The following is an 18,764-nucleotide window of genomic DNA, read 5'->3' as shown; positions in this document are numbered from 1 at the left end:
GTTGTATCCACGCATCGTCCGGCGGGCAGTTGATCTGCGTCCATGCACTGGCCCAAGGCCCGCCCCCCATCACCACTCCATCACCACTCCATCACCACCCCATCACCACCCCATCACCACCCCATCATCGACCGGTGCGCGCCAATGCCTGCCATGGCGCCATCGCTCACCGCCATGGCCACGTTGCCGGCCGCGCGGGCCGCGTCGCCACAGGCGAACACGTTGGGGACGCTGGTCGCCTGGCCTTCCGCGACCTTGATGAAGGTGCCCATGGGGCCTTCTTGCAGGGCGCAGCCCAGCTGTTCGGCCACGGGGCTGGCGATGCGGGTGCGCGGCTGGGTGAACAGGCCGTCCATCAACAGGCGGCGGCCGTCCTGCAGCACCACGTCGGCCCGGCCTTCCAGGCGGGCGATGGGCGTGGTCTCCACCTGGGTGCCCCGGCGCGCAAGGGTGGAAAGTTCTTCGGCGCCGGGCGTGTAGGCACCGTTGAGCAGCAGCGTGGTCTGGCCCCAGTCGGGCAGCATGACGGCGTGGTGGTGGGCCAGGGCCGAGCTGGCGATGATGCCGATGCGCCCTGCATTCATCTCGTAGCCGTGGCAGTACGGGCAGTGAAAGACGCTGCGGCCCCAGCGCTCGGCCAGTCCCGGCACGGGCGGCAGGCTGTCATGCACGCCCAGCGCCAGGACGAGGCGGGTAGCGCTGATGGCCGTGCCCGCTGCATGGAACTCCAGCCGGCCATCGGGCGCCACGCGGGCGTCTTCGGCCGTGCCGTCCAGCCACTGCACGGTGGGGTAGGCCATCAGCTGCTGCCGGGCCTGGGCGGCGATCTGGGCGGGGGGCACGCCATCCTGGGTGAGAAAGCCGTGCGATGTCTCGCCGGCCTGGTCCACGAAGCGGTTGCGCCGCAGCCCGGCATCGACCACCAGCACCTGGCGGCGCGCACGCGCCAGTTGCAGCGCGGCGGACAGGCCGGCATAGCTGCCGCCGATGACGACGAAATCAACGTGTTTCATGCGAGTGCTCCTGCAGTTGGTGCCACCCCTGGCCGCCTGCTGCGCGATGGCGGGCCAGGCGGGCGTGGAAGTCTTGGGACAGGGCAGCCAGCGTCACCGTGCCCAGGCGTGCAAGCAGGGCGGCCTCGGCCTGCTGCACCGCGTTGCTCAAGGCTTCGTTCACGGCCTGGGCGACCAGGCATCCGGGCCGGTCTTCCCTGAAGCCCAGCGCCACCAGGCCGGGCGCGCCCAGGGCCTCATGCACGTCGCGCAGCGTGGTGCGGTCCAGATCGCAAGAAAGCACCCAGCCCCCGCCATGGCCCTTGGCGGAGGTGACAAGGCCTGCATCGCGCAGGCCCGACATCAACCGGCGCAGCACGACCGGGTTGGTCTGCAGCGCGGCGGCGAGCATGTCGGAGGTGGCAGGTCCATCGCCCTCGGCCATATGCAGCAGCACATGGAGGACGTCCGAGAATTGGCTGTTCTGTTTCATGCAACATTATTTGTTGCATGAGTGTGGCCTTGTCCTGTGAAGGGGAATGGGCCCGCCGCCGACTGATCAGGACTCGCCCGTGAACCCGATCTGCTTGACCAGCGAACTCCAGCGCTCGAACTCGGCCTGCTGGTCGGCCGCCATTTCCTGCTGCGTGCTGCCGCGCGCCAGCAGGCCCAGGGCGGCCAGCCCGTCGATCACGGCCTTGTCCTTGAGCGCGGCCGTGATGGCCGCGTTGGCGTTGGCAATGGTGGTGGCCGGGGTCTTGGCGGGAGCGTAGAAGCCGAACCATTCCTCCACCGTGACATCGGGAAAGCCCAGTTCGGTGAAGGTGGGCACGTCGGGCAGGAAGGGCGAGCGCTGCTTGCCCGAAGTGGCCAGCACGCGCAGGCGGCCGGCCTTCAGGTATTGCAGGTAGTCGCCGCTGGGGTTCATGGTGGCCGCGACCTGGCCGCCCACCAGGTCGGTGATGCTGGGCACGGTGCCGCGATAGGGCGCGTGCTTGAGTTCCACCCCCGATCGCAGGCTCAGCAGCGCGCCCAGCAGGTGCGGCATGGAGCCCGCGCCCGGCGAGCCGAAGTTGGCCCGGTCGGGGTGGGCCTTGGCCCAGGCCAGGAAGTCCTTGAGGGTCTTGACCTCGGCCGGCACGGCAGGCCCCACGGCCAGGCCGTGGTAGATGACGGCGCCGATGGAGACGGGGATCGCGTCCTCGGGCTTGTAGGTCAGCTTGGGGTAGATGTGCGGGTAGACCGAGAAGGCCGACACGGGCGCCAGCGCCAGCACCGAGCCGTTGGGCGGGGCGTTCTTCAGGGCCTCCACCGCGATGCGGCCACCGGCGCCGGGCTTGTTTTCCACAAAGCCCGGCCCTTTGCTGTAGGGCGTGCCGCCCAGCCGCTCGGCCACGCGGCGGGCCACGCTGTCGCCCGAGCTGCCTGCCGGAAAGCCGTACATGATCTTGACCTGGTCCAGCGCCTGGGCCAGGGCCTGCAGTGGCGACAGCGACCCCAGGGCGGCGGCGCTGCCCAGGGCCTGGACGAAATGACGGCGATGCATCTGCATGGATGTCTCCTGGTGAAATCGAAGAAAAGGAAAAGCTGGAAAGAACAGGCTCAGAACATGTGGCGGATGCCGACGTTGATGCCGGTCTGCGAGCGGCCCGGCGCGGTGTTGCTGCCCGGGGCGCCGCCGCTGACCGAGACGGTGGCCAGGCGGTCGTTGCGGATGTGGCCGAGCTGGGTGTAGACCGCCGTGCGCTTGGACAGGTTGTAGATGGCGCGTGCCACCAGCAGGTCGGAGTCGTAGCCCGACACGCCGCGGTAGCGCAGCGTCAGCCATTGGGTTTCGAGCACCAGCGCCTCGGTGACCGGGTACGAGGCGCCCACGTACCAGAGGTTGCTGCGCGGCTTGACGGCGTCGCCATCGTTGTCGCGGCGCAGCAGGCCGCCGCCGACCTTCACGCCGGCCAGCTTGAAGTAGCCGCCCAGGTGCAGCCGCTCGTCATGCTTGGCGCTGGAGTTCATGCCGCCGAACACCGGGTCGGTGGACGAGGCCGGCGTGCGGCCGTTTTGCTGTTCGTAGCCCAGCGCCAGGCCCCAGACGGGCGTGTCGTACTTGGCATACAGCGACCACTGGCGGCAGGCCTGCGTGTCCGATCCGCTCTCGCCCGGGCAGTTGGTGCCGGCGGGGCTGGGGCCTGCGTTGACGGCATCGCGCCCGAAGCTGTAGCCCGCGCCCAGCGCCAGGCCGCCGAAGTTGCCGCGCCAGGCCAGCATGTTGTCGGCGCGCGAGTTGGGAATGTAGGCGTCCAGCGAGCCCATGGCGAAGACGGCCGGGCCGATGATGTCCGAATCGAGCAGTGACCAGAACAGCATGGAGTTCTGGCGGCCCATGGTCAGGCTGCCCCAGTTGCCGCCCAGTCCCACCCAGCTTTGGCGCCCAAAGCCGCGCCCGCCCTGGTTGAAGGTGCCCTGGTCGGGCGCAAAGCCCGACTCCAGCGTGTAGATGGCCTTGAGGCCGCCGCCCAGGTCCTCGCTGCCGCGCAGGCCCCAGCGCGAGGGCACCAGGCTGGTGGTCGATGGCATGCGGCTGAGACCGCCGCCTGCCGCCACGTTGTTCAGGTGCTCCACGCCCACATCGACGATGCCGTAGAGCGTGACGCTGGAGGTGCCTTGCGCGAAGGCGCCGAAGCTGGTGCTGGAGCCGGCCAGGGCCAGCACGGCGGCGGCCGCCAGGGTCAGCGGGGATGGGGTTTTTTGCATGGTGATGTCTCCTCTGGTTTGAAAAATCGTTGCCGTCTTGGCGTGGGTGTCCGCGCGCCTTTTTTTCAGGCGCAGCGGGGCCCGGCCCCGCCGGGGGCGGGACTGCGGACAAGGGGTGGATGAGGGCGGAGGGGGCGGGCCGTTCAGGAGACCGTTCAGGCGCCGCCCGCCTTCAGTGCACGGTCAGCGGCAGCTGAAGCTGGCAGCGCTTTCCATGTCGCCGCTGCCGTTGTAGTGGGCGGCCAGCGGATGGGGGCACAGCGGCCGGGTGCGCGTGGGCGACCAGGTGGCGGGCAGGTCGGCGTTGGCGCCGCCCGCATTGCCTGCGCCGCGCGCACTGGCGATCACGCGGTCTGGCGCCTGGCCTTTCTCCACCCAGGCCACGAGGGAGCTGAGCATGTCGAACTGCTCGGTGGCCGGGCCGCCGCTGCAGTGGTTCATGCCGGGCACCAGGTACAGGCGGGCGAAGTCGGCGGCGTCGCCATGGTTGCGGCGCAGCGTGTCGTACCACTGCACGGTGTCGTCGCTGGAGAAGATGGGATCGGCCGTGCCGTGGTAGACCATGAGCTTGGCGCCCCGGTTGCGCAGCACGGGCAGCTTGCCGTAGTCGGGCGGGAGCATGAAGGACAGCGCGCTTTCGGTGTACAGCGCCGTCGTGGCCTGGACCTTGGCCAGCATGCTGTCCACGCTGCCTGTCAGCGCGAACTGCGGGCCGTTGAAGCTGGCCGGGTTCTCGGGTGGCGCCTGCCAGACCAGGCCCACGGCGCCGGTGTCCAGGTTCAGCGAGTTGGAGAATTTCCAGCCGGCCCAGCCGGCCGTATCCAGCCCTGCGTCATACGGGAAGCTGCTGTAGATGCGGCTGCCGCCGCTGGTGGTGGCGCCCTTGAACAGGCCGGCAATGGTGCTCTTTTGCTCGGCGCTGAGGCAGCTGCCGTCGCGCGCGCCGCCGCAGGTGGGCACGTCGCGCGCCAGGTCGAAGCTCGCCTGGCAGGCTGCGCCGGCCTGCACCATGCCGTCGGTGGCGCCGTCCAGCGCATCGCACCGGGCCAGCACGGCCTGGCTGACCAGGCGGCGCTCGGCCTGGGTGAAGCCCGTGCCCAGATCCTGTGTCGTGGTGGCCAGCTTCGCATAGCCCTGGGCACCGGCAATGTTGGCAATGGCCGCCAGCGGCAGGCGCGTGCCGGGGTTGCCGGCAATGATGCCGTCGTACTGGTCGGCATAGCGCGAGGCCGCCACCATGGCGTGGCGCCCGCCGTTGGAGCAGCCGCCCAGGTAGGAGCGGTCCGGGCCCTTGCCATAGGCAGTCTGCAGCGCGCTGCGCGCCATGGGCGTGAGCTTGCCCACGGCCTGGTAGCCGTAGTCCAGCCGCGCCTGCGGGTCCAGGCCGAAGAAGGGGCCCAGGCTGCCTGCATGCCCCGCATCGGAGCTGAGCACGGCAAAGCCCATCTGCAGCGCATTGCCCAGCGGCCCGCCGCCCAGTGCGCCCACGGCCGTGCTCACGCTGCCGTCCAGGCCGCCGTTGGCCTGGTAGAAAAAGCGCCCGTTCCAGTCGCGCGGCAGGCGCATCTCGAAGCCCACGGCGTAGTTCTGACCGTCGACGGTGCTGACGCGCTCGTGCATGCGGCCGGTCACGCGGCAGTGCTCGGCAATGGGCTTGCCTGCCACCGTCAGCGTGCCGGCGGCCACGGTCTCGGCGGCGGTGATGCGGGTGTTGGGGAAGGATATTTTCGCGGCCAGGTCCGTGCACGACAGCAGCGTGGCGGGGCGGGCCTCGGCCAGCTGTGCGATGCCGTCGCTCGAGCCGCCGCAGGCCGACAGCAGCAGGGCGGGAAGGGCGGCGGCCAGCGTGGCCGGCAAGGCGCGGGAACGGGTCTTGTGGATCTTTCTGTCCATGTCTGTCTCCTCGGAAGGTGGTGTGAAGCCTCAGCGCGAAACCGTTGCGTGGCAGCCGTTGCCCGCATCCGCATCGCTTTCTGATGGCCGCGATTTTGGTTATATTTAATAACCAATTCAAGCGGCCTTTGCGAATTTCTTATTGGGACTTCCCCTTGATGCCGGGGCAGGCAGCAGGCTGCACAGGAGACAGACATGGACCACGAAAAACTCATTGCCATCGACATCCACACGCATGCCGCGGTGAGCTGCTGGAACCCGTTCGACAACTACGGCGAGGAGTACGACCGCGCCGCCGACAAGTACTTCGGCAACGGCCGGCGCCCGACCATCGCCGAGACCGTGGCCTACTACCGCGAGCGCAACCTGGGCCTGGTGATGTTCACGGTGGACAGCGAGTCGCAGCTGGGCCGGCGCCGCATTCCCAACGAGGAGATCGCCGAGGCTGCGCGGGCCAACAGCGACATGATGGTGGCCTTCGCCAGCATCGATCCGCACAAGGGCCGCATGGGCGCGCGCGAGGCGCGGCGGCTGATCGAGGAAGAGGGCGTCAGGGGCTTCAAGTTCCACCCCACGGTGCAGGGCTTCCATCCCTACGACCGCATGGCCTGGCCGATCTACGAGGTGGTGGCCGAGTACCAACTGCCGGCCATCTTCCACACGGGCCACAGCGGCATTGGCAGCGGCATGCGCTGCGGCGGCGGCCTGCGCCTGGCCTACAGCAATCCCATGCACCTGGACGACGTGGCCATCGACTTTCCCGACATGCAGATCGTGATGGCCCACCCCAGCTTTCCCTGGCAGGACGAGGCCCTGTCCGTGGCCCTGCACAAGCCCAATGTCTGGATCGATCTGTCGGGCTGGAGCCCCAAGTACTTTCCCCGGCAGCTGGTGCAGTACGCCAACACCCTGCTCAAGGACCGCGTGCTCTTCGGCAGCGACTATCCGCTGATCACGCCCGAGCGCTGGATGAAGGATTTCCAGGAAGCCGGCTTCAAGCCCGAGGTGATGCCCGGCATCCTCAAGGGCAACGCGGTGCGGCTGCTGGGGCTGGAGCAGCCGGCAGCGGAGAAGGCGGACTGAGCGCGCTCAGTTGTAGATCTTCTGCAGCAGCTGGATCAGCGTCCTGCGCTCGGCGTCGGTCAGGCGGTAGGTGGCATCCATTTCCAATTCCGCCGCCGTTCTTTCCGCCCGTGCCGTGAGCTCGGCGCCGGCCGGCGTCAGGTGCACGCCCACGGCGCGGCGGTCGGTGGGGTGGGTGCGCCGCTCGATCAGCTTGCGGCGCTCCAGCGCTGCGATGAGGCCCACCAGGTTGGGCGGCATCACATCCAGCGCCGCGCACAACTGGCGCGAGGTGATGCCGGGGTTGTGGGACACCAGGGAGAGCACGGAGAACTCCACCATCTTGAGATCGTGGGTGGCCATGCGCTCCACGAACACTTCGATGATGGACAGCGAGGCACGCCGGGCGTTGTAGCCCACGAGGGTGTGCAGGAAGGAGGCGTCGATGGACGGCCCTGGCGCTGTAGTGCTGGACGGGGCCGTGTTCTCTTCGGCAGGAGCGGGCTTGGGTGTGCGGGCGCGGGGCATGGGGACAAGGAACTGAAAGCCGAATCATAGTGGGGCGCGGCTGCCATGTCCCGATGCCGGCGCAGCGGACTTGCCCTGGTGCTAGAAGTCGAAAAGATCGGAGAGAAAGCCTTCGCGCTTCTTGCGGCGGTAGCCATCGTGGCTGGAGTGCTCGCGCCGGTCATGGGATCCGTCAGGGCCCGCGCGCCGTTCCTGCGGGCGTTCATAGGCTGTTGGCGCTGCGGGTGCCTGGGCGGCGGAGCGCTCGATGAGCTTGTCCAGCTCTCCGCGGTCCAGCCAGACTCCGCGGCATTGGGGGCAGTAGTCGATCTCTATGTTCTGGCGCTCGGAGATGATGAGCGTGGCATCTCGGCAGGCGGGACATTGCATGACAGTTTCACCTTTGCCTGTTCAGGCAGTGGCTCCATCGGCAACGATGGAGTGTGGGCCGGGCTGTTATGCGTTGAGGTCTCCAGCGAAGGCCGTTCGACTGCGGGGGCGATGGATAGTTCCGTCGCTCCAAGCGCCATCACCATGTCGTGCCAGTCCATGCCGCCCCCGGGGCCGAGGGCCGTGGCGACTGGCCGCGTTTGCCTTCAGCCTGTCTTCAGGCGCGCTTCAGCGCCCCTTCATCCCCCCTTTAGCCCCCCTTCAGCCTGCGCGTGCGCCATGTGCCCGGACGGTCCTACATTGCGGCCTGCCCCCTTGCGGGCATGACTGCATCAGCAACCAGGAGGACCATCCATGATGACTTTTCGCCATTCCCGCGCGTGGCTCGGCGCGGCCGGCATCGCCACCCTTGCCCTGGGCCTCGCGGCCTGCGGCGGGGGCTCTTCGGGCAGCACCAACCCCGGGCCGCGCATCTGGGGCTACATCCAGCTGCCTGACGGCAACAAGATGCGCTATTCGGTGGTCTTTCCCAAGGGGCCGGGGCCATTTCCCGTGCTGATGGAGTACGACGGCTACGGATCGGGCTCGGTCACGGACCAGACCACCCAGGAGTGGACCAAGGAAGGCTATGCCGTGATGGGCCTGAACGTGCCCGGCACGGGCTGCTCCACCGGCGAGAACCAGTGGGCCGATGCCTCCGTGGGCGCGGCCGGGGCGCATGCGGTGGAGTGGGCGGCGCGCCAGGCGTGGTCCACGGGCAAGGTGGGCATGGTGGGCTATTCGTACTCGGGCTACGACCAGCTGTGGGTGGCGGCACAGCGTCCGCCCAGCCTCAAGGCGATCGCGCCGGGCAAGAACGTGGCCGATCCCTACCGCGACGTGGCCTATCCGGGCGGCATCCAGAACATCGGCTTTCCCGCCAACTGGTGGCGGCAGTTCCCCGCGATATGGCGCAAGGCCGCCGACGATGCCAGGGCGCTGGACGGCGATACCGGATGCGCCCAGGTCGTGGAGGACAACATCCGCAAGATCCAGCGCCCCGACCTGGACATGGCGCGCTGGCTGGACGAGGACCGCTTCTTCGGCGCCCGCTACGCGCTCAAGAGCGCCATGAACTCCACGCACCGCATCGACATCCCCACGCTGGGCACCCAGTCCTGGCAGGACGAGCAGGTGGGCACCCGCATGGGCTACTACGAGGACAGCATCGCCCCGGACAAGATGTGGCTGATCAGCTCCAACGGCGACCACCACACCGACAACGCCCCCTTTCTGCGCGAGACCATGAAGCGCTTTTACGCGCGCTTTCTCAAGGGCGAGAGCAACGGCTTCGAGCACACTCCCCGCGTGCTGCTGGCGCAGGAAATGCAGTGGATGAACGGTGGGGGCGACTATGGGCAGCTGCGCCCCTCGGCCGTGGCCAGCTTTGACCGGCTGCCCGTGCGCGTCACGCCGATGACGCTGTGGCTGCAGCCGGGCGGCGGGCTGGGCGATGCGCCGCCGCAGGCCGAGCGCCAGTCGGCCAGCTACCGCTACCCGCTGCCGGGCGCCGAGGCCAACCATCCCGACGCGGACACCGAGTCCGGCGCAGGCCAATGGACGGCCAGCCCCGCCGGGCAGGGCCTGCTGCGCTTCACCACGGCCCCGCTGCCGCGCGCGCTGAGCTTTTATGGCGAGGCCTCGCTGGACCTGTGGCTCAGCGCCACGGCCGGCGACACCGATGTGCAGGTCACTGTCTCGGAGGTGCGTCCCGACGGCCAGGAGATGTTCGTGCAGCGCGGCTGGCTGCGTGCCTCCATGCGTGCGCTGGACGGCCAGCGCTCCACCGCCTTGCGGCCCTGGGGTGATTTCACCGAGGCCGCCGTGCGCCCGCTGCGCCCCGGCGAGCCCACGCTGATGCGCGTGGAAATCCAGAAATTCGCCCATGTGTTCCGCGCGGGCTCCAGCCTGCGCGTGACCCTGGACACGCCTTCGCAGACCGGGTACTGGGCCTTCGACCATCTGTCCACGCCTTCGACCAACACCGTCTGGCTGGACCGCAGCCGGCCCTCGAAGATCGTGCTGGGCCATATCGCCTATGCCCATGAGCGGCAGCTGCCGGACTGCCGGCGCATGCTGCGCCAGCCCTGCAGGCCCAACGAGGAGGCCGTTCCTTCGGGCGTGGGCCCCCTGCCGCCGCTGTGATTTCATGCCCCGGTGTTGACTATGAATGAACGTTCGTTCATCATCCGGGGCATGAAAAAGAAAGAAGACATCAGCGAGCGCCGGGCCGTCATCGTGGAGGCCGCCCTGCAGTGCTTCGTGGAGCGCGGCTTTCACTGCACCAGCATGCGCGACATCGCGCAGGCTGCCTCGGTGAGCCTGGGCAATCTGTACAACCACTTCGACAGCAAGCAGGCCTTGATTGCCGAGGTCGCCACGCAGGAGCAGACCGAGCTGCTGCCCTTGCTGCAGGCGCTGGAGCGGGCCGCAGCCCCTTCGCTGCCTGTGGTGGCGCAATTCCTGGCCGCCTACCAGGCGCTGTGCCGCCAGCGGGAATGGGCCGTGCTCAGCGCCGAATGCCTGTCCGAGATCGCGCGTTCGCCCGGGCTGGCGCCGGCCTTCGAGGCCAACCGCAGGCGCATGCTCGACGGCTTGGCCGGCTTCATGGAGCGCGGGGCGCAGCAGGGCCTCTTGCGGCCCGCCGTGCCCGTGCGCCTGGCCGCGCAACTGCTGCTGGATGCCGTGGAAAGCGATGCGCTGCGCTTTGCGCTGGCGGTGACGCCGCAAGAAGACGCGGGGGCGGATGAAGGGGTCGATGTGCTGCATCCCGCCTTGCTGGCCTGCCTGCTTGGAGGCGAGGTACGGGGGGACGCGACATGAGGCACGCCACCGGCAGGGGCGCCCGCCTGGCGGGGTTGGACCTGGCGCGCTACCTGGCGCTGGCAGGCATGGTGTTCGTCAACTTCAAGCAGGCCATGCATCCCGCGCTGCAGGAGCCGGGCTGGCTGCTGTCGTTCTTCCATTTTCTGGAGGGCAAGGCCTCGGCCACCTTCGTGGTGCTGGCGGGACTGGGCCTGGTGCTGGCCACGCGCTCGCTGGAGCCGGCCACGGCGCGCCTCTGGACGCTGCGCCGCGCGCTGTTCCTGCTGGTGGCCGGTGGCATGAACCTGCTGATCTTTCCGGCCGACATCATTCACTACTACGCGGTGTATTTCGTGCTGGCCATCGCCTGGCTGCAGGCCGGCGCACGGGCGCTGCTGGCCGGCATGGCGGCCGTGGCCGTGCTGTCCGCCACGGCCTTGCTGCAGCTGGACTACAGCCAGGGCTGGGACTGGGCGAGCCTGTCCTACCAGGGTCTGTGGGAGCCGGCCGGCTTTGCGCGCAACCTGCTGTTCAACGGCTTCCATCCGGTGCTGCCCTGGTTTGCCTTTTTCCTCTGCGGCATGCTGCTGGCACGCCTGCCGCTGGCCGAGCCGCGCGTGCAGTGGGGTCTGGTGGCTTGCGGTGTTGCGATGGTGGGCTTGGCCTGCGCCGTCTCGGCACTTGCGGCACAGAGTGAATGGGCTGCCTGGCTGGCCACCGGCCCCATGCCGCCCGGCCCAGCCTACCTGCTGATGGGCCTGGGCTGCGCCAGCATTGCCATAGGCGTCTGCCTGCGGCTGGCCGACCGCTGGCCCGCTGGACCGTGGCGCGGCCTGCTGCCGGCCGGGCGCATGACGCTGACCCTGTACCTGGCACACATCCTCATCGGCATGGGCCTGCTGGAGGCCCTGGGCGCGCTGGACGGATCACGCAGCCTGCGCGAAGTGGCCGTGGCCGCCGCGCTGTACGTGATCATCGCCAGCCTGGCCGCCTGGGCCTGGAGCAAGAAGGTGGCGCAGGGGCCCGTGGAGTGGGTGATGCGGCGGCTGACGGCACTGGATTGATCCACAGTTTGGAAATTGCGCTCGAATGAAGTCATCGTTTTGATGGCCGCAATGCCTTGTTTGTCTACACTTGCCTCCATTCAAAAATGGGGGAGATTCAATGGCTGAGGCGGTTTACAAGAAATGGCTCAGGGCTGTGATCGGGCTGCAATGCCTGTTGATCCTGGCCTTTGTCTTTCGGGGTTGGCTGTTGCCCGACCCATTGGGCCCCAGGCTTCCCTCAATCCAAGGCAATACAGTGTGGATTCAAAGCCATGGCGCTTTGCATCAGTTTGATCGGCAGGGCACACGCCTGCAGCGTCTGGAGTTGGCGCAATTGGGTTTGACTCCATCGGTCAGCAGCCTTCAGTTCATTGGCGAGAAGACGCTTTGGGCGCATGACCAGGGACGTGTGCATCGCTGCGATCTGGCAATGCAGCGCTGCGTGGCGCTGGATCTGCCCGATTTGTCCATACGCGGTGGCTATCGCTGGATGCGGGTAACGGCCGATGAAGCGCAGATTGTGGTCTCCGACGCATCCCATCACCGCGTTCTCGTTTACCAGCGCGACGCCGCTTCCAGTGCAGCGCAAGCCTATGTGCTGCTCAAGACCTACAGCGAAGGCCTGCGCTTTCCGAATCAGACGCTGCAGGTAGGCGAGCGCATGTGGGTGGCCAATACCAACCGCCATCAGATTGCGCAAATCGATACGGCACAGAGCACCCAGGCCGCGCCTGCCGTATTTCCCGTGGAATATGCGGGCCTGCGTTCCGGGCGCCGCTTCCCGTTCGCCATGCAGCTGGATGGCCAGCAGCGTCTATGGGTGCTGGTGGCAGACTCGAGCATGCGGGGAGCAGATCTGCTGTTGATGGATTCCCAGTTGAAGCCTGAACGGGTGATGCCGCTTTCGCCCGACCAGGACCCGAACGCCATCGCCATGGTGGGTCAGGAGTTGTTGCTGCCGGACATGACCCAATTCACCGTCCATCGCGTGGATCTGGACGGCCGCGTGCTGGAGCCTTTCGGGGATGCTCCATTCCGCGGCGAGCTGGCGTCTGCCCGCTCGTCCTATGAATGGAGCAGGCGGTTGCCTTCGTTCCTGCTGGGCAGCATCGGGGTATTGATGGCTCTGGGACTGTGGCTTGCCTGGAAGGCAGGGGAATTGCGCCAATTGGGCGGCAAGCGCTGGCAGGAAGTGGCCGACACCGAAGCCTGCAGCGCGGCAGTGGCTCCCCCACCGTCTCAGCACGCCGCGCAGGCTTCTCAAGCCTCGGAAGGAAAGCCGTTGGTCACTTCGGTCACGGCGCTTGCGGGTAGTACCGTGAAGCGCAGGCGTGCGCTTGCCATGGTTGGCGTTCTGCATTGCCTGGTCGCTGGCGGGATGGTCTACTGGTTCTTGCCGCTTTTGCACCAGCGCGACTGCGGTCCGGACAAATCGTGCGATCCAACGGGCATGCTCGGTGTCCTGCTGGTGCTTTTGGCCGTGTTGCCGCTGTGTCTGTATGCATGGCTCTGGCGCAAGCTCAAGCAGCTGGAGACCATGCGCATAGCCACGGACGGGCATCGGATCGCGGTACGCATGGCACGCAGGACCCGAAAATTCGATGCCAGTCGCGTCACCTGCACGCGCCAGCATCTGTGGATGGGCCTTCGCGCCATTCCCCTGCGACTCAATGGCAGTCCCCTGTTCGACGAGGCCGCGTTCAGGCGCGAGATCCTGGCGCGGTTGCCGCAGCTGCAGGTGCGCGATGGCGCCTGGGACTTCGCCGTGGCACGCCACTTCTGGTTCAACACCGGTGTGCTGGGCAAGGCCTTGGTGCTGCTGTATGTCGCGACCTTGTTGGGTTTTGGGGTTCGCCTGCTGGCCTGACGGGGTTGGCGACCCTGCTGTAAGATAGCCCTCCGCTCCGGGGTGCACGCCAGTGCTGAGATCCACACCCGAGAACTTGAACCGGGTCATTCCGGCGGAAGAAGAGCTTGCACCCCTGCGTGGCCGCCCATGCGCCACGGGCGGGGGAGCCTTCGGAGCATCACGTCCCAGCTCTCGAAGGAATTCCATGGACAAGGCCCGGCCCCAGGCGGCTTCTCTGGTCGCAGATCTGCTTGCATTCATCGCCATGGACGGCTGCACCGACGAGCAGTTCGACGCCCTGGCCCTGCGGCTGTTCGCCTACCAATACGAATCGAATGCGCCGTTTCGCAGCTTCTGCCAGAGGCGCGGCGCCACGCTGCGCAATGTGAAGACCTGGAGCGACATTCCCGCCGTGCCCATTGACGCGTTCAAGGCCATGGAGCTGCGCAGCGAGCCGGCCTCGCCCACGGAGCGCGTATTCATGACCAGCGGCACCACGGGCCAGGCCAAGGGACTGTCCGCGCGCGGGCGCCACTTCCATCCCGCGCTCGATGTCTACGATGCGTCGATGACGCGCAACTTCGCGCAGCGCTTCATGGCCGGGCACGAGCGCCTGCCCATGGGCATCCTCTTTCCCGACGAGCAGGCCATGCCCAACTCTTCGCTGGCCCACTACCTGGCGCTGGCCAAGACGGAATTCGGCACTCCCGACAGCCGCTACTTCCTCACCCCCGAAGGACTGGACATGCCCGGCCTGTGCGCCGTGCTGGAGGAGTCCGAGCGCAGCGGCCGCCCCTATGCGCTGCTGGGCGCCAGCTTCAGCCTGGTGCATGTGATGGATGCGCTGCGCGAGCAGGGCCGCAGCTTTTGCCTGCCGCCGGGCAGCCGCATCCTGGACACGGGCGGCTACAAGGGCCAGTCGCGCGAGCTGCCGCTGGAGGATTTCTACGCCGACCTGTCCCGGCTGCTGGGCGTGCCGCGCAGCCACTGCATCAACATGTACGGCATGACCGAGTTGAGCACGCAGTTCTATGACGACGGCAATGCCACGCTGCCCTCGGTCAAGTCGGGGCCGCACTGGATACGCTCGCGCCTGGTCGAGCCCGTCACCGGCCGCAGCGTGGCGCCCGGCGAGCGCGGCATTCTCGTGCACTGCGACCTGGCCAACTACAACGCGGTCACCACCATCCTCACCGAGGATGTGGGCCTGTGGGCCGGCCATGGCGAGAACAGCGGTTTCCTGTTGCTGGGGCGTGCCGAGGGCGCAGCGGCCAAGGGCTGCTCGCTGGCGGTCGATGAATTCGTGAAGGCCGCTGCCGCATGAACATCGAGCGGATCACGGCCGGCTACCTGCCCGAACTGCCTGGTTTGCGCGAGGCCGAGGTGCAGTGGCATGTGCTGCCCTTCGAACGCGGAGGCGTGCGGCTGGAAGTCTCCGTGCCCCTGCTGACCGGCCCGCAGATGCATGCGCTGGCGGCCCACGTGCGGCGTGCCGCCGACCGCCACCTCAGGGCCATGCCCGTAGCCGAGATCATCGACGCCATCGACCGTGCCATCGCCCGCCTGCTGGACCGCAGCGATCCCTATCGGCGCCAGGCCGAGACCTGGTTGCCCGTGGTCAGCGGCTATGACGCCGACATGGTGCGCCTGGGGCTGACGGGCTTCTTCAAGACCTTTCGCGCCGCGCAGCTGCGGCGCTTCGTGGCCGAGGACTTTGCCAACCCGGCCGTGCTCGACGGCTTCCAGCCCGCGCCCAAGGGCGGCGCGGTGCGCGCCTTCGGGCCGGACCTGCTGATGCACAGCTGGGCCGGCAATGTGCCTGCGCTGTCCCTGTGGAGCCTGGTCTGCGGCCTGCTGGTCAAGGCGCCGGCCATTGGCAAGCTGGCCAGCGCCGAGCCGCTGTTCGCGGGCTGGTTCGCGCGGCTGCTGGCCGAGGTCCACCCGCCGCTGGCCGATTGCCTGGCCGTGGTGTGGTGGAGTGGTGCGGGGGGGGTGGATGGGGCGGATGGCGCCGATGGCGTGGATGGCGGTGGAGCCGCCGCGCTCCACGCCGAGGCCGACACCGTGCTCGCCTACGGCGGCAACCAGACGCTGCAGGCACTGCGCCAGCGCCTGCCCGTGACCACGCGCTTTCTGCCACACGGCCACAAGCTGGGCTTTGGCATGGTGGGCGCCCAGGCGCTGGACACGCTCAAGGCGCCCGCCGTGGCGCGGCTGGCGGCCTGGGACGTGATGCGCTACGACCAGCAGGGCTGCTACTCGCCCCATGTCTTCTACGTGGAGCGCGGCGCCCCCGTCTCTGCGCGTGCCTTTGCCGACTATCTGGCGGCCGAGCTGGCCAACCTGCAGCGGCGCTTTGCGCGCCGGCCGTTGGAGCTGGAGGAGGGCGCCGCCGTGGCCCGCTGGCAGCAGTCCGTGGAATGGTCGGGCGACGCGCAGCAGCTGCTGGGCCCCGTTGACGCGCCCTGGAGCGTGGCGTACAGCGACAGCCTGCAGCCGCTGGCGCCCACGGCCCTGTACCGCACGATTGCCGTGGTGGGTGTGGACCGCCTGGATGACGCCGTGCCCGTGGTGGCCGCGCAGCGCGAATACCTGCAGACGGCCGGGATTGCCGCATCGCCCGAGCAGCTGTACCGGCTGGCGGGCCTGCTGGGCGCGGCCGGCGTCACGCGCATCAGTGCCATCGGCTCCATGAGCATGCCCGAGGCCGGCTGGCACCATGACGGCCGCTTCAACCTGCTGGACCTGGTGCGCATGACCGAGATCGAGCAATCTGCCGAGGCGGCGGCGCAGCCGTTCGCCCCGTATGCGGATTGACATCCATGCACACCGGCACGACGGGCATGACGGGCATCACAGACGGGGCTGACGGCATGGCGTTTCTCGATATCGAACAGGTGGTGTTCAGCTACCCGGGCCGCCCGCCGGTGGTGGACGGCGTGGACTGGCGCGTGCAGGCCGGTGAGATCCACTGCCTGCTGGGAAGCAGCGGCTGCGGCAAGACCACCTTGCTCAAGCTGGCGGCGGGGCTGCTCAGGCCGCAGTCGGGCCGCATTCTGCTGCGTGGCGCCGAGCTGGCCGAGCCCGGCCCGCAACTGGGCTTCATGTTCCAGGCGCCCACGCTGCTGGAGTGGCATACGGCGCTGGGCAATGTGCTGCTGCCCGTGTCGCTGCAAAGGCGCCCCGCGCCGCAGGACGAGCAACGCGCCCTGGCGCTGCTGGAGCAACTGGGCCTGGCCAGCCACGCGCAGCGCCATCCGCGCCATCTCTCGGGCGGGCAGCAAAGCCGCGTGGCGCTGGCACGGGCGCTGGTGCTCGATCCGCCCCTGCTGCTGCTGGACGAGCCCTTTGCCGCGCTGGACGCCATCACGCGCGCCGAGCTGCAGGACGACCTGCTGCGCACCTGCCGCGAGCGCGGCACCACGGTGCTCTTCGTCACCCACGACATCAACGAGGCCGTCTACCTGGGCGACCGCATCGCCCTCATGCACGGCGGGCGCATCGTGGCCGACATGGCGGTCGATCTGCCCGCGCCGCGCACCCAGGCCATGCGCCACGGGCCGGCGTTCAACGAGCACTGCGCCCGCGTGCGCGCAGCCATGGACAGGACGGCGGCATGACGGTGTCCTTGTTCCATGCCCGCCTGCTGGCCGCCGCGCTGGCGCTGGTCCTGCTGGGCCTGTGGGAGCTGCTGGTGCGGCAATGGGGCCTGTCCGCCCTGGTGCTGCCGGCGCCCTCGGCCATTGCGGCATCGCTGTGGACGGGGCTGGCCACGGGCTATTTCTGGCCGCACATCCGGGCGACGCTCCAGGCCCTGCTGCTGGGGCTGGCGGCCGGCAGCGCGATCGGCCTGCTGGCGGGCATGGCCCTGGCTGAATCCGAGCTGCTCGAGCGTGTGCTCAAGCCCTATGTGGTGGTCAGCCAGGTCGTGCCCAAGCTGGCGCTGGCGCCGCTGTTCGTGCTGTGGTTCGGCTTCGGCATGCTGCCCACGGTGCTGATCACGGCGCTGATCTGCTTTTTCCCGCTGATGGAAAACACCTTGACCGGCCTGCGCCAGGTCGATGCCCAGCGGCTGCAGCTGTTTCGCATGCTGGGCGCCACGCGGCTGCAGACGCTGCTGCGCCTGAAGCTGCCCACGGGTCTGCCCGCCATTCTTGCGGGCCTGCGCGTGGCCGTGGTGCTGGCCCTGGTCGGCGCCGTGGTGGCCGAATTCATGGGCGCCAGCCGCGGCCTGGGCGCCGTGGTCATTGCCGCCCAGGGAATGATGGACACCACCCTCATGTTTGCGGCCCTGGTGCTGATCGCCGCCATGGGCCTGCTGCTGTACCAGGCCTGCCTGGTGCTGGAGCGCCGGCTGCTGCGCTCGCGCGCCGCCTGACCACCCTGAACACTTCCGAAACCTTTTCCCCAAGCGCCATGCACACTCCGCAATCCCCCTTCCTCACCCGCCGCAGCCTGCTGGGCGCCACCGCTGGCTTGGCAGGCTTGGCTCTGGCCGGCACCTCGGCAGCCGCCGCGCCCGCCCAGGGCAAGATCCGCCTGGCCGGATGGAGCAAGCCCATCAGCGAGATCACCAACATCCTGGCCGAGCCCGACAAGGGCTTCTTCAAGGCCCAGGGCGTGGAGCTGGCCTACCTGCCCGGCGCAGGCGGCGGCGACGCCATCCGCAACATGCTCAGCGGCCAGGCCGATGTGGCCTTCACCGACCCCGGCTCCTTCTTCATGGCGCTGGACAAGGGCGAGAAGCTGGTCGCCATCTACGACATCTACCCGCAGAACGTGTTCAACGTGGTCTCGCTCAAGTCGGCGGGCATCCGCAAGCCGGCGGACCTCAAGGGCAAGAAGATCGGCGTCTACAGCCTGTCCAGCGGCACGCGCCAGAACCTGCTGGTGATGCTGCACCAGGCCGGCCTCAAGGAATCGGACGTGACCATCGTCGTCACCGGCCTGCTCAACTTCGCGCCGCTGATGCAGGGCCAGGTCGATGCCACGGCCGCCACCGACACCGGCCTGGCCGTGGGCCTGCGCAAAGGCATTGGCGAGGTCGATGTGATGCAGGTGCGCGACCACCTGAACATCTCCAGCGACATGTTCGTGGTGCGCGAGGACACGCTGCGTGACAAGAAGGACCTGCTGCGCGCCTTCCTCAAGGGCTACCGCGACAGCGCCGCCTGGATGATGGCCAACCCTGAGGAGGCCGCCACGCTGGCCGGCAAGCACGCCATCGACGGCACGCAGCGCGATATCAACCTGGACGTGATCCGCCTGCGCAATGCGTCTTCGCAGCCGCTGCAGGCCGGCAAGCCGCTGGGCAGCTTCGACCTGGCCGCCCTGCAAAAGGGCGCCGACGCCTACCGCGCGCTGGGCATGGTGCAAAGGCAGATCAAGGTGTCCGACGTGGTGGACACCAGCCTGCTGCCCGGGGCATGA

17 protein-coding genes are annotated in these 18,764 nt (G+C 68.4%); 10 read left to right on the top strand and 7 right to left on the bottom strand.

The window, feature by feature from the left end; all coding sequences use genetic code 11:
• Positions 1 to 113 precede the first annotated feature (113 nt).
• The 5 genes from DA1_RS11255 to DA1_RS11235 form a co-directional block, all read right to left on the bottom strand.
• Entirely contained in the window at positions 114 to 1,013 is a 900-nt protein-coding gene (locus DA1_RS11255; RefSeq protein WP_034395487.1) for an NAD(P)/FAD-dependent oxidoreductase, read from the bottom strand.
• Positions 1,000 to 1,485, bottom strand: coding sequence for an Rrf2 family transcriptional regulator (locus DA1_RS11250; RefSeq protein WP_034395490.1), 486 nt, complete (start codon positions 1,483 to 1,485; stop codon positions 1,000 to 1,002). Before DA1_RS11250 ends, DA1_RS11255 begins: the two co-directional genes overlap by 14 nt.
• A gap of 66 nt (positions 1,486 to 1,551) precedes the next feature.
• Positions 1,552 to 2,544: a tripartite tricarboxylate transporter substrate-binding protein gene (locus tag DA1_RS11245; protein ID WP_034395494.1), complete on the bottom strand. Its 993-nt coding sequence runs from the start codon at positions 2,542 to 2,544 to the stop codon at positions 1,552 to 1,554.
• A 50-nt stretch (positions 2,545 to 2,594) separates the two neighbouring features.
• Complete coding sequence (locus tag DA1_RS11240) at positions 2,595 to 3,743, bottom strand: porin (protein WP_034395496.1); 1,149 nt, start codon at positions 3,741 to 3,743, stop codon at positions 2,595 to 2,597.
• A 183-nt stretch (positions 3,744 to 3,926) separates the two neighbouring features.
• Complete coding sequence (locus DA1_RS11235; RefSeq protein WP_034395499.1) at positions 3,927 to 5,636, bottom strand: tannase/feruloyl esterase family alpha/beta hydrolase; 1,710 nt, start codon at positions 5,634 to 5,636, stop codon at positions 3,927 to 3,929.
• A 195-nt stretch (positions 5,637 to 5,831) separates the two neighbouring features.
• On the opposite strand from DA1_RS11235, the gene DA1_RS11230 reads away from it, so the two are divergent.
• A complete protein-coding gene (locus DA1_RS11230; protein ID WP_034395502.1) occupies positions 5,832 to 6,719 on the top strand; it encodes an amidohydrolase family protein in 888 nt (295 codons plus the stop codon).
• A gap of 6 nt (positions 6,720 to 6,725) precedes the next feature.
• On the opposite strand, the gene DA1_RS11225 is transcribed toward DA1_RS11230, so the two are convergent.
• Both DA1_RS11225 and DA1_RS11220 read right to left on the bottom strand, forming a co-directional pair.
• Entirely contained in the window at positions 6,726 to 7,226 is a 501-nt protein-coding gene (locus DA1_RS11225) for a MarR family winged helix-turn-helix transcriptional regulator (protein ID WP_034395504.1), read from the bottom strand.
• A gap of 81 nt (positions 7,227 to 7,307) precedes the next feature.
• Positions 7,308 to 7,595: a TFIIB-type zinc ribbon-containing protein gene (locus tag DA1_RS11220; RefSeq protein WP_013801755.1), complete on the bottom strand. Its 288-nt coding sequence runs from the start codon at positions 7,593 to 7,595 to the stop codon at positions 7,308 to 7,310.
• A 354-nt stretch (positions 7,596 to 7,949) separates the two neighbouring features.
• Here DA1_RS11220 and DA1_RS11215 point away from each other — a divergent pair, with 354 nt between their 5' ends.
• From DA1_RS11215 to DA1_RS11175, 9 genes are all read left to right on the top strand, one after another.
• A complete protein-coding gene (locus tag DA1_RS11215; RefSeq protein WP_012206333.1) occupies positions 7,950 to 9,779 on the top strand; it encodes a CocE/NonD family hydrolase in 1,830 nt (609 codons plus the stop codon).
• A 51-nt stretch (positions 9,780 to 9,830) separates the two neighbouring features.
• A complete protein-coding gene (locus tag DA1_RS11210) occupies positions 9,831 to 10,457 on the top strand; it encodes a TetR/AcrR family transcriptional regulator (RefSeq protein ID WP_034398794.1) in 627 nt (208 codons plus the stop codon).
• Positions 10,454 to 11,503, top strand: a complete 1,050-nt coding sequence (locus DA1_RS11205) for a DUF418 domain-containing protein (protein ID WP_034395507.1) — start codon at positions 10,454 to 10,456, stop codon at positions 11,501 to 11,503. The genes DA1_RS11210 and DA1_RS11205 overlap by 4 nt, the downstream gene beginning before the upstream one ends.
• 100 nt (positions 11,504 to 11,603) lie before the next feature.
• Entirely contained in the window at positions 11,604 to 13,352 is a 1,749-nt protein-coding gene (locus DA1_RS11200) for a YncE family protein (protein ID WP_034395510.1), read from the top strand.
• Positions 13,353 to 13,539: 187 nt separating this feature from the next.
• The gene (locus DA1_RS11195) at positions 13,540 to 14,658 is read left to right on the top strand and encodes a LuxE/PaaK family acyltransferase (RefSeq protein WP_034395513.1); all 1,119 of its coding nucleotides are present in this window, start codon (positions 13,540 to 13,542) and stop codon (positions 14,656 to 14,658) included.
• Positions 14,655 to 16,151 (top strand): acyl-CoA reductase, encoded by a 1,497-nt coding sequence (locus DA1_RS11190; RefSeq protein ID WP_034395515.1) that lies wholly within the window; start codon positions 14,655 to 14,657, stop codon positions 16,149 to 16,151. The genes DA1_RS11195 and DA1_RS11190 overlap by 4 nt, the downstream gene beginning before the upstream one ends.
• A 26-nt stretch (positions 16,152 to 16,177) precedes the next feature.
• A complete protein-coding gene (locus DA1_RS11185) occupies positions 16,178 to 16,954 on the top strand; it encodes an ABC transporter ATP-binding protein (protein WP_034398795.1) in 777 nt (258 codons plus the stop codon).
• Positions 16,951 to 17,712, top strand: a complete 762-nt coding sequence (locus DA1_RS11180) for an ABC transporter permease (RefSeq protein WP_012206326.1) — start codon at positions 16,951 to 16,953, stop codon at positions 17,710 to 17,712. The genes DA1_RS11185 and DA1_RS11180 overlap by 4 nt, the downstream gene beginning before the upstream one ends.
• Before the next feature lie 38 nt (positions 17,713 to 17,750).
• The gene (locus DA1_RS11175; protein WP_034395520.1) at positions 17,751 to 18,764 is read left to right on the top strand and encodes an ABC transporter substrate-binding protein; all 1,014 of its coding nucleotides are present in this window, start codon (positions 17,751 to 17,753) and stop codon (positions 18,762 to 18,764) included.

The sequence above is a fragment of the Delftia acidovorans NBRC 14950 genome, assembly GCF_001598795.1.
Classification (GTDB): Bacteria; Pseudomonadota; Gammaproteobacteria; order Burkholderiales; family Burkholderiaceae_C; genus Comamonas; species Comamonas acidovorans.
This window is presented reverse-complemented; position numbering and strand designations above follow the sequence as displayed.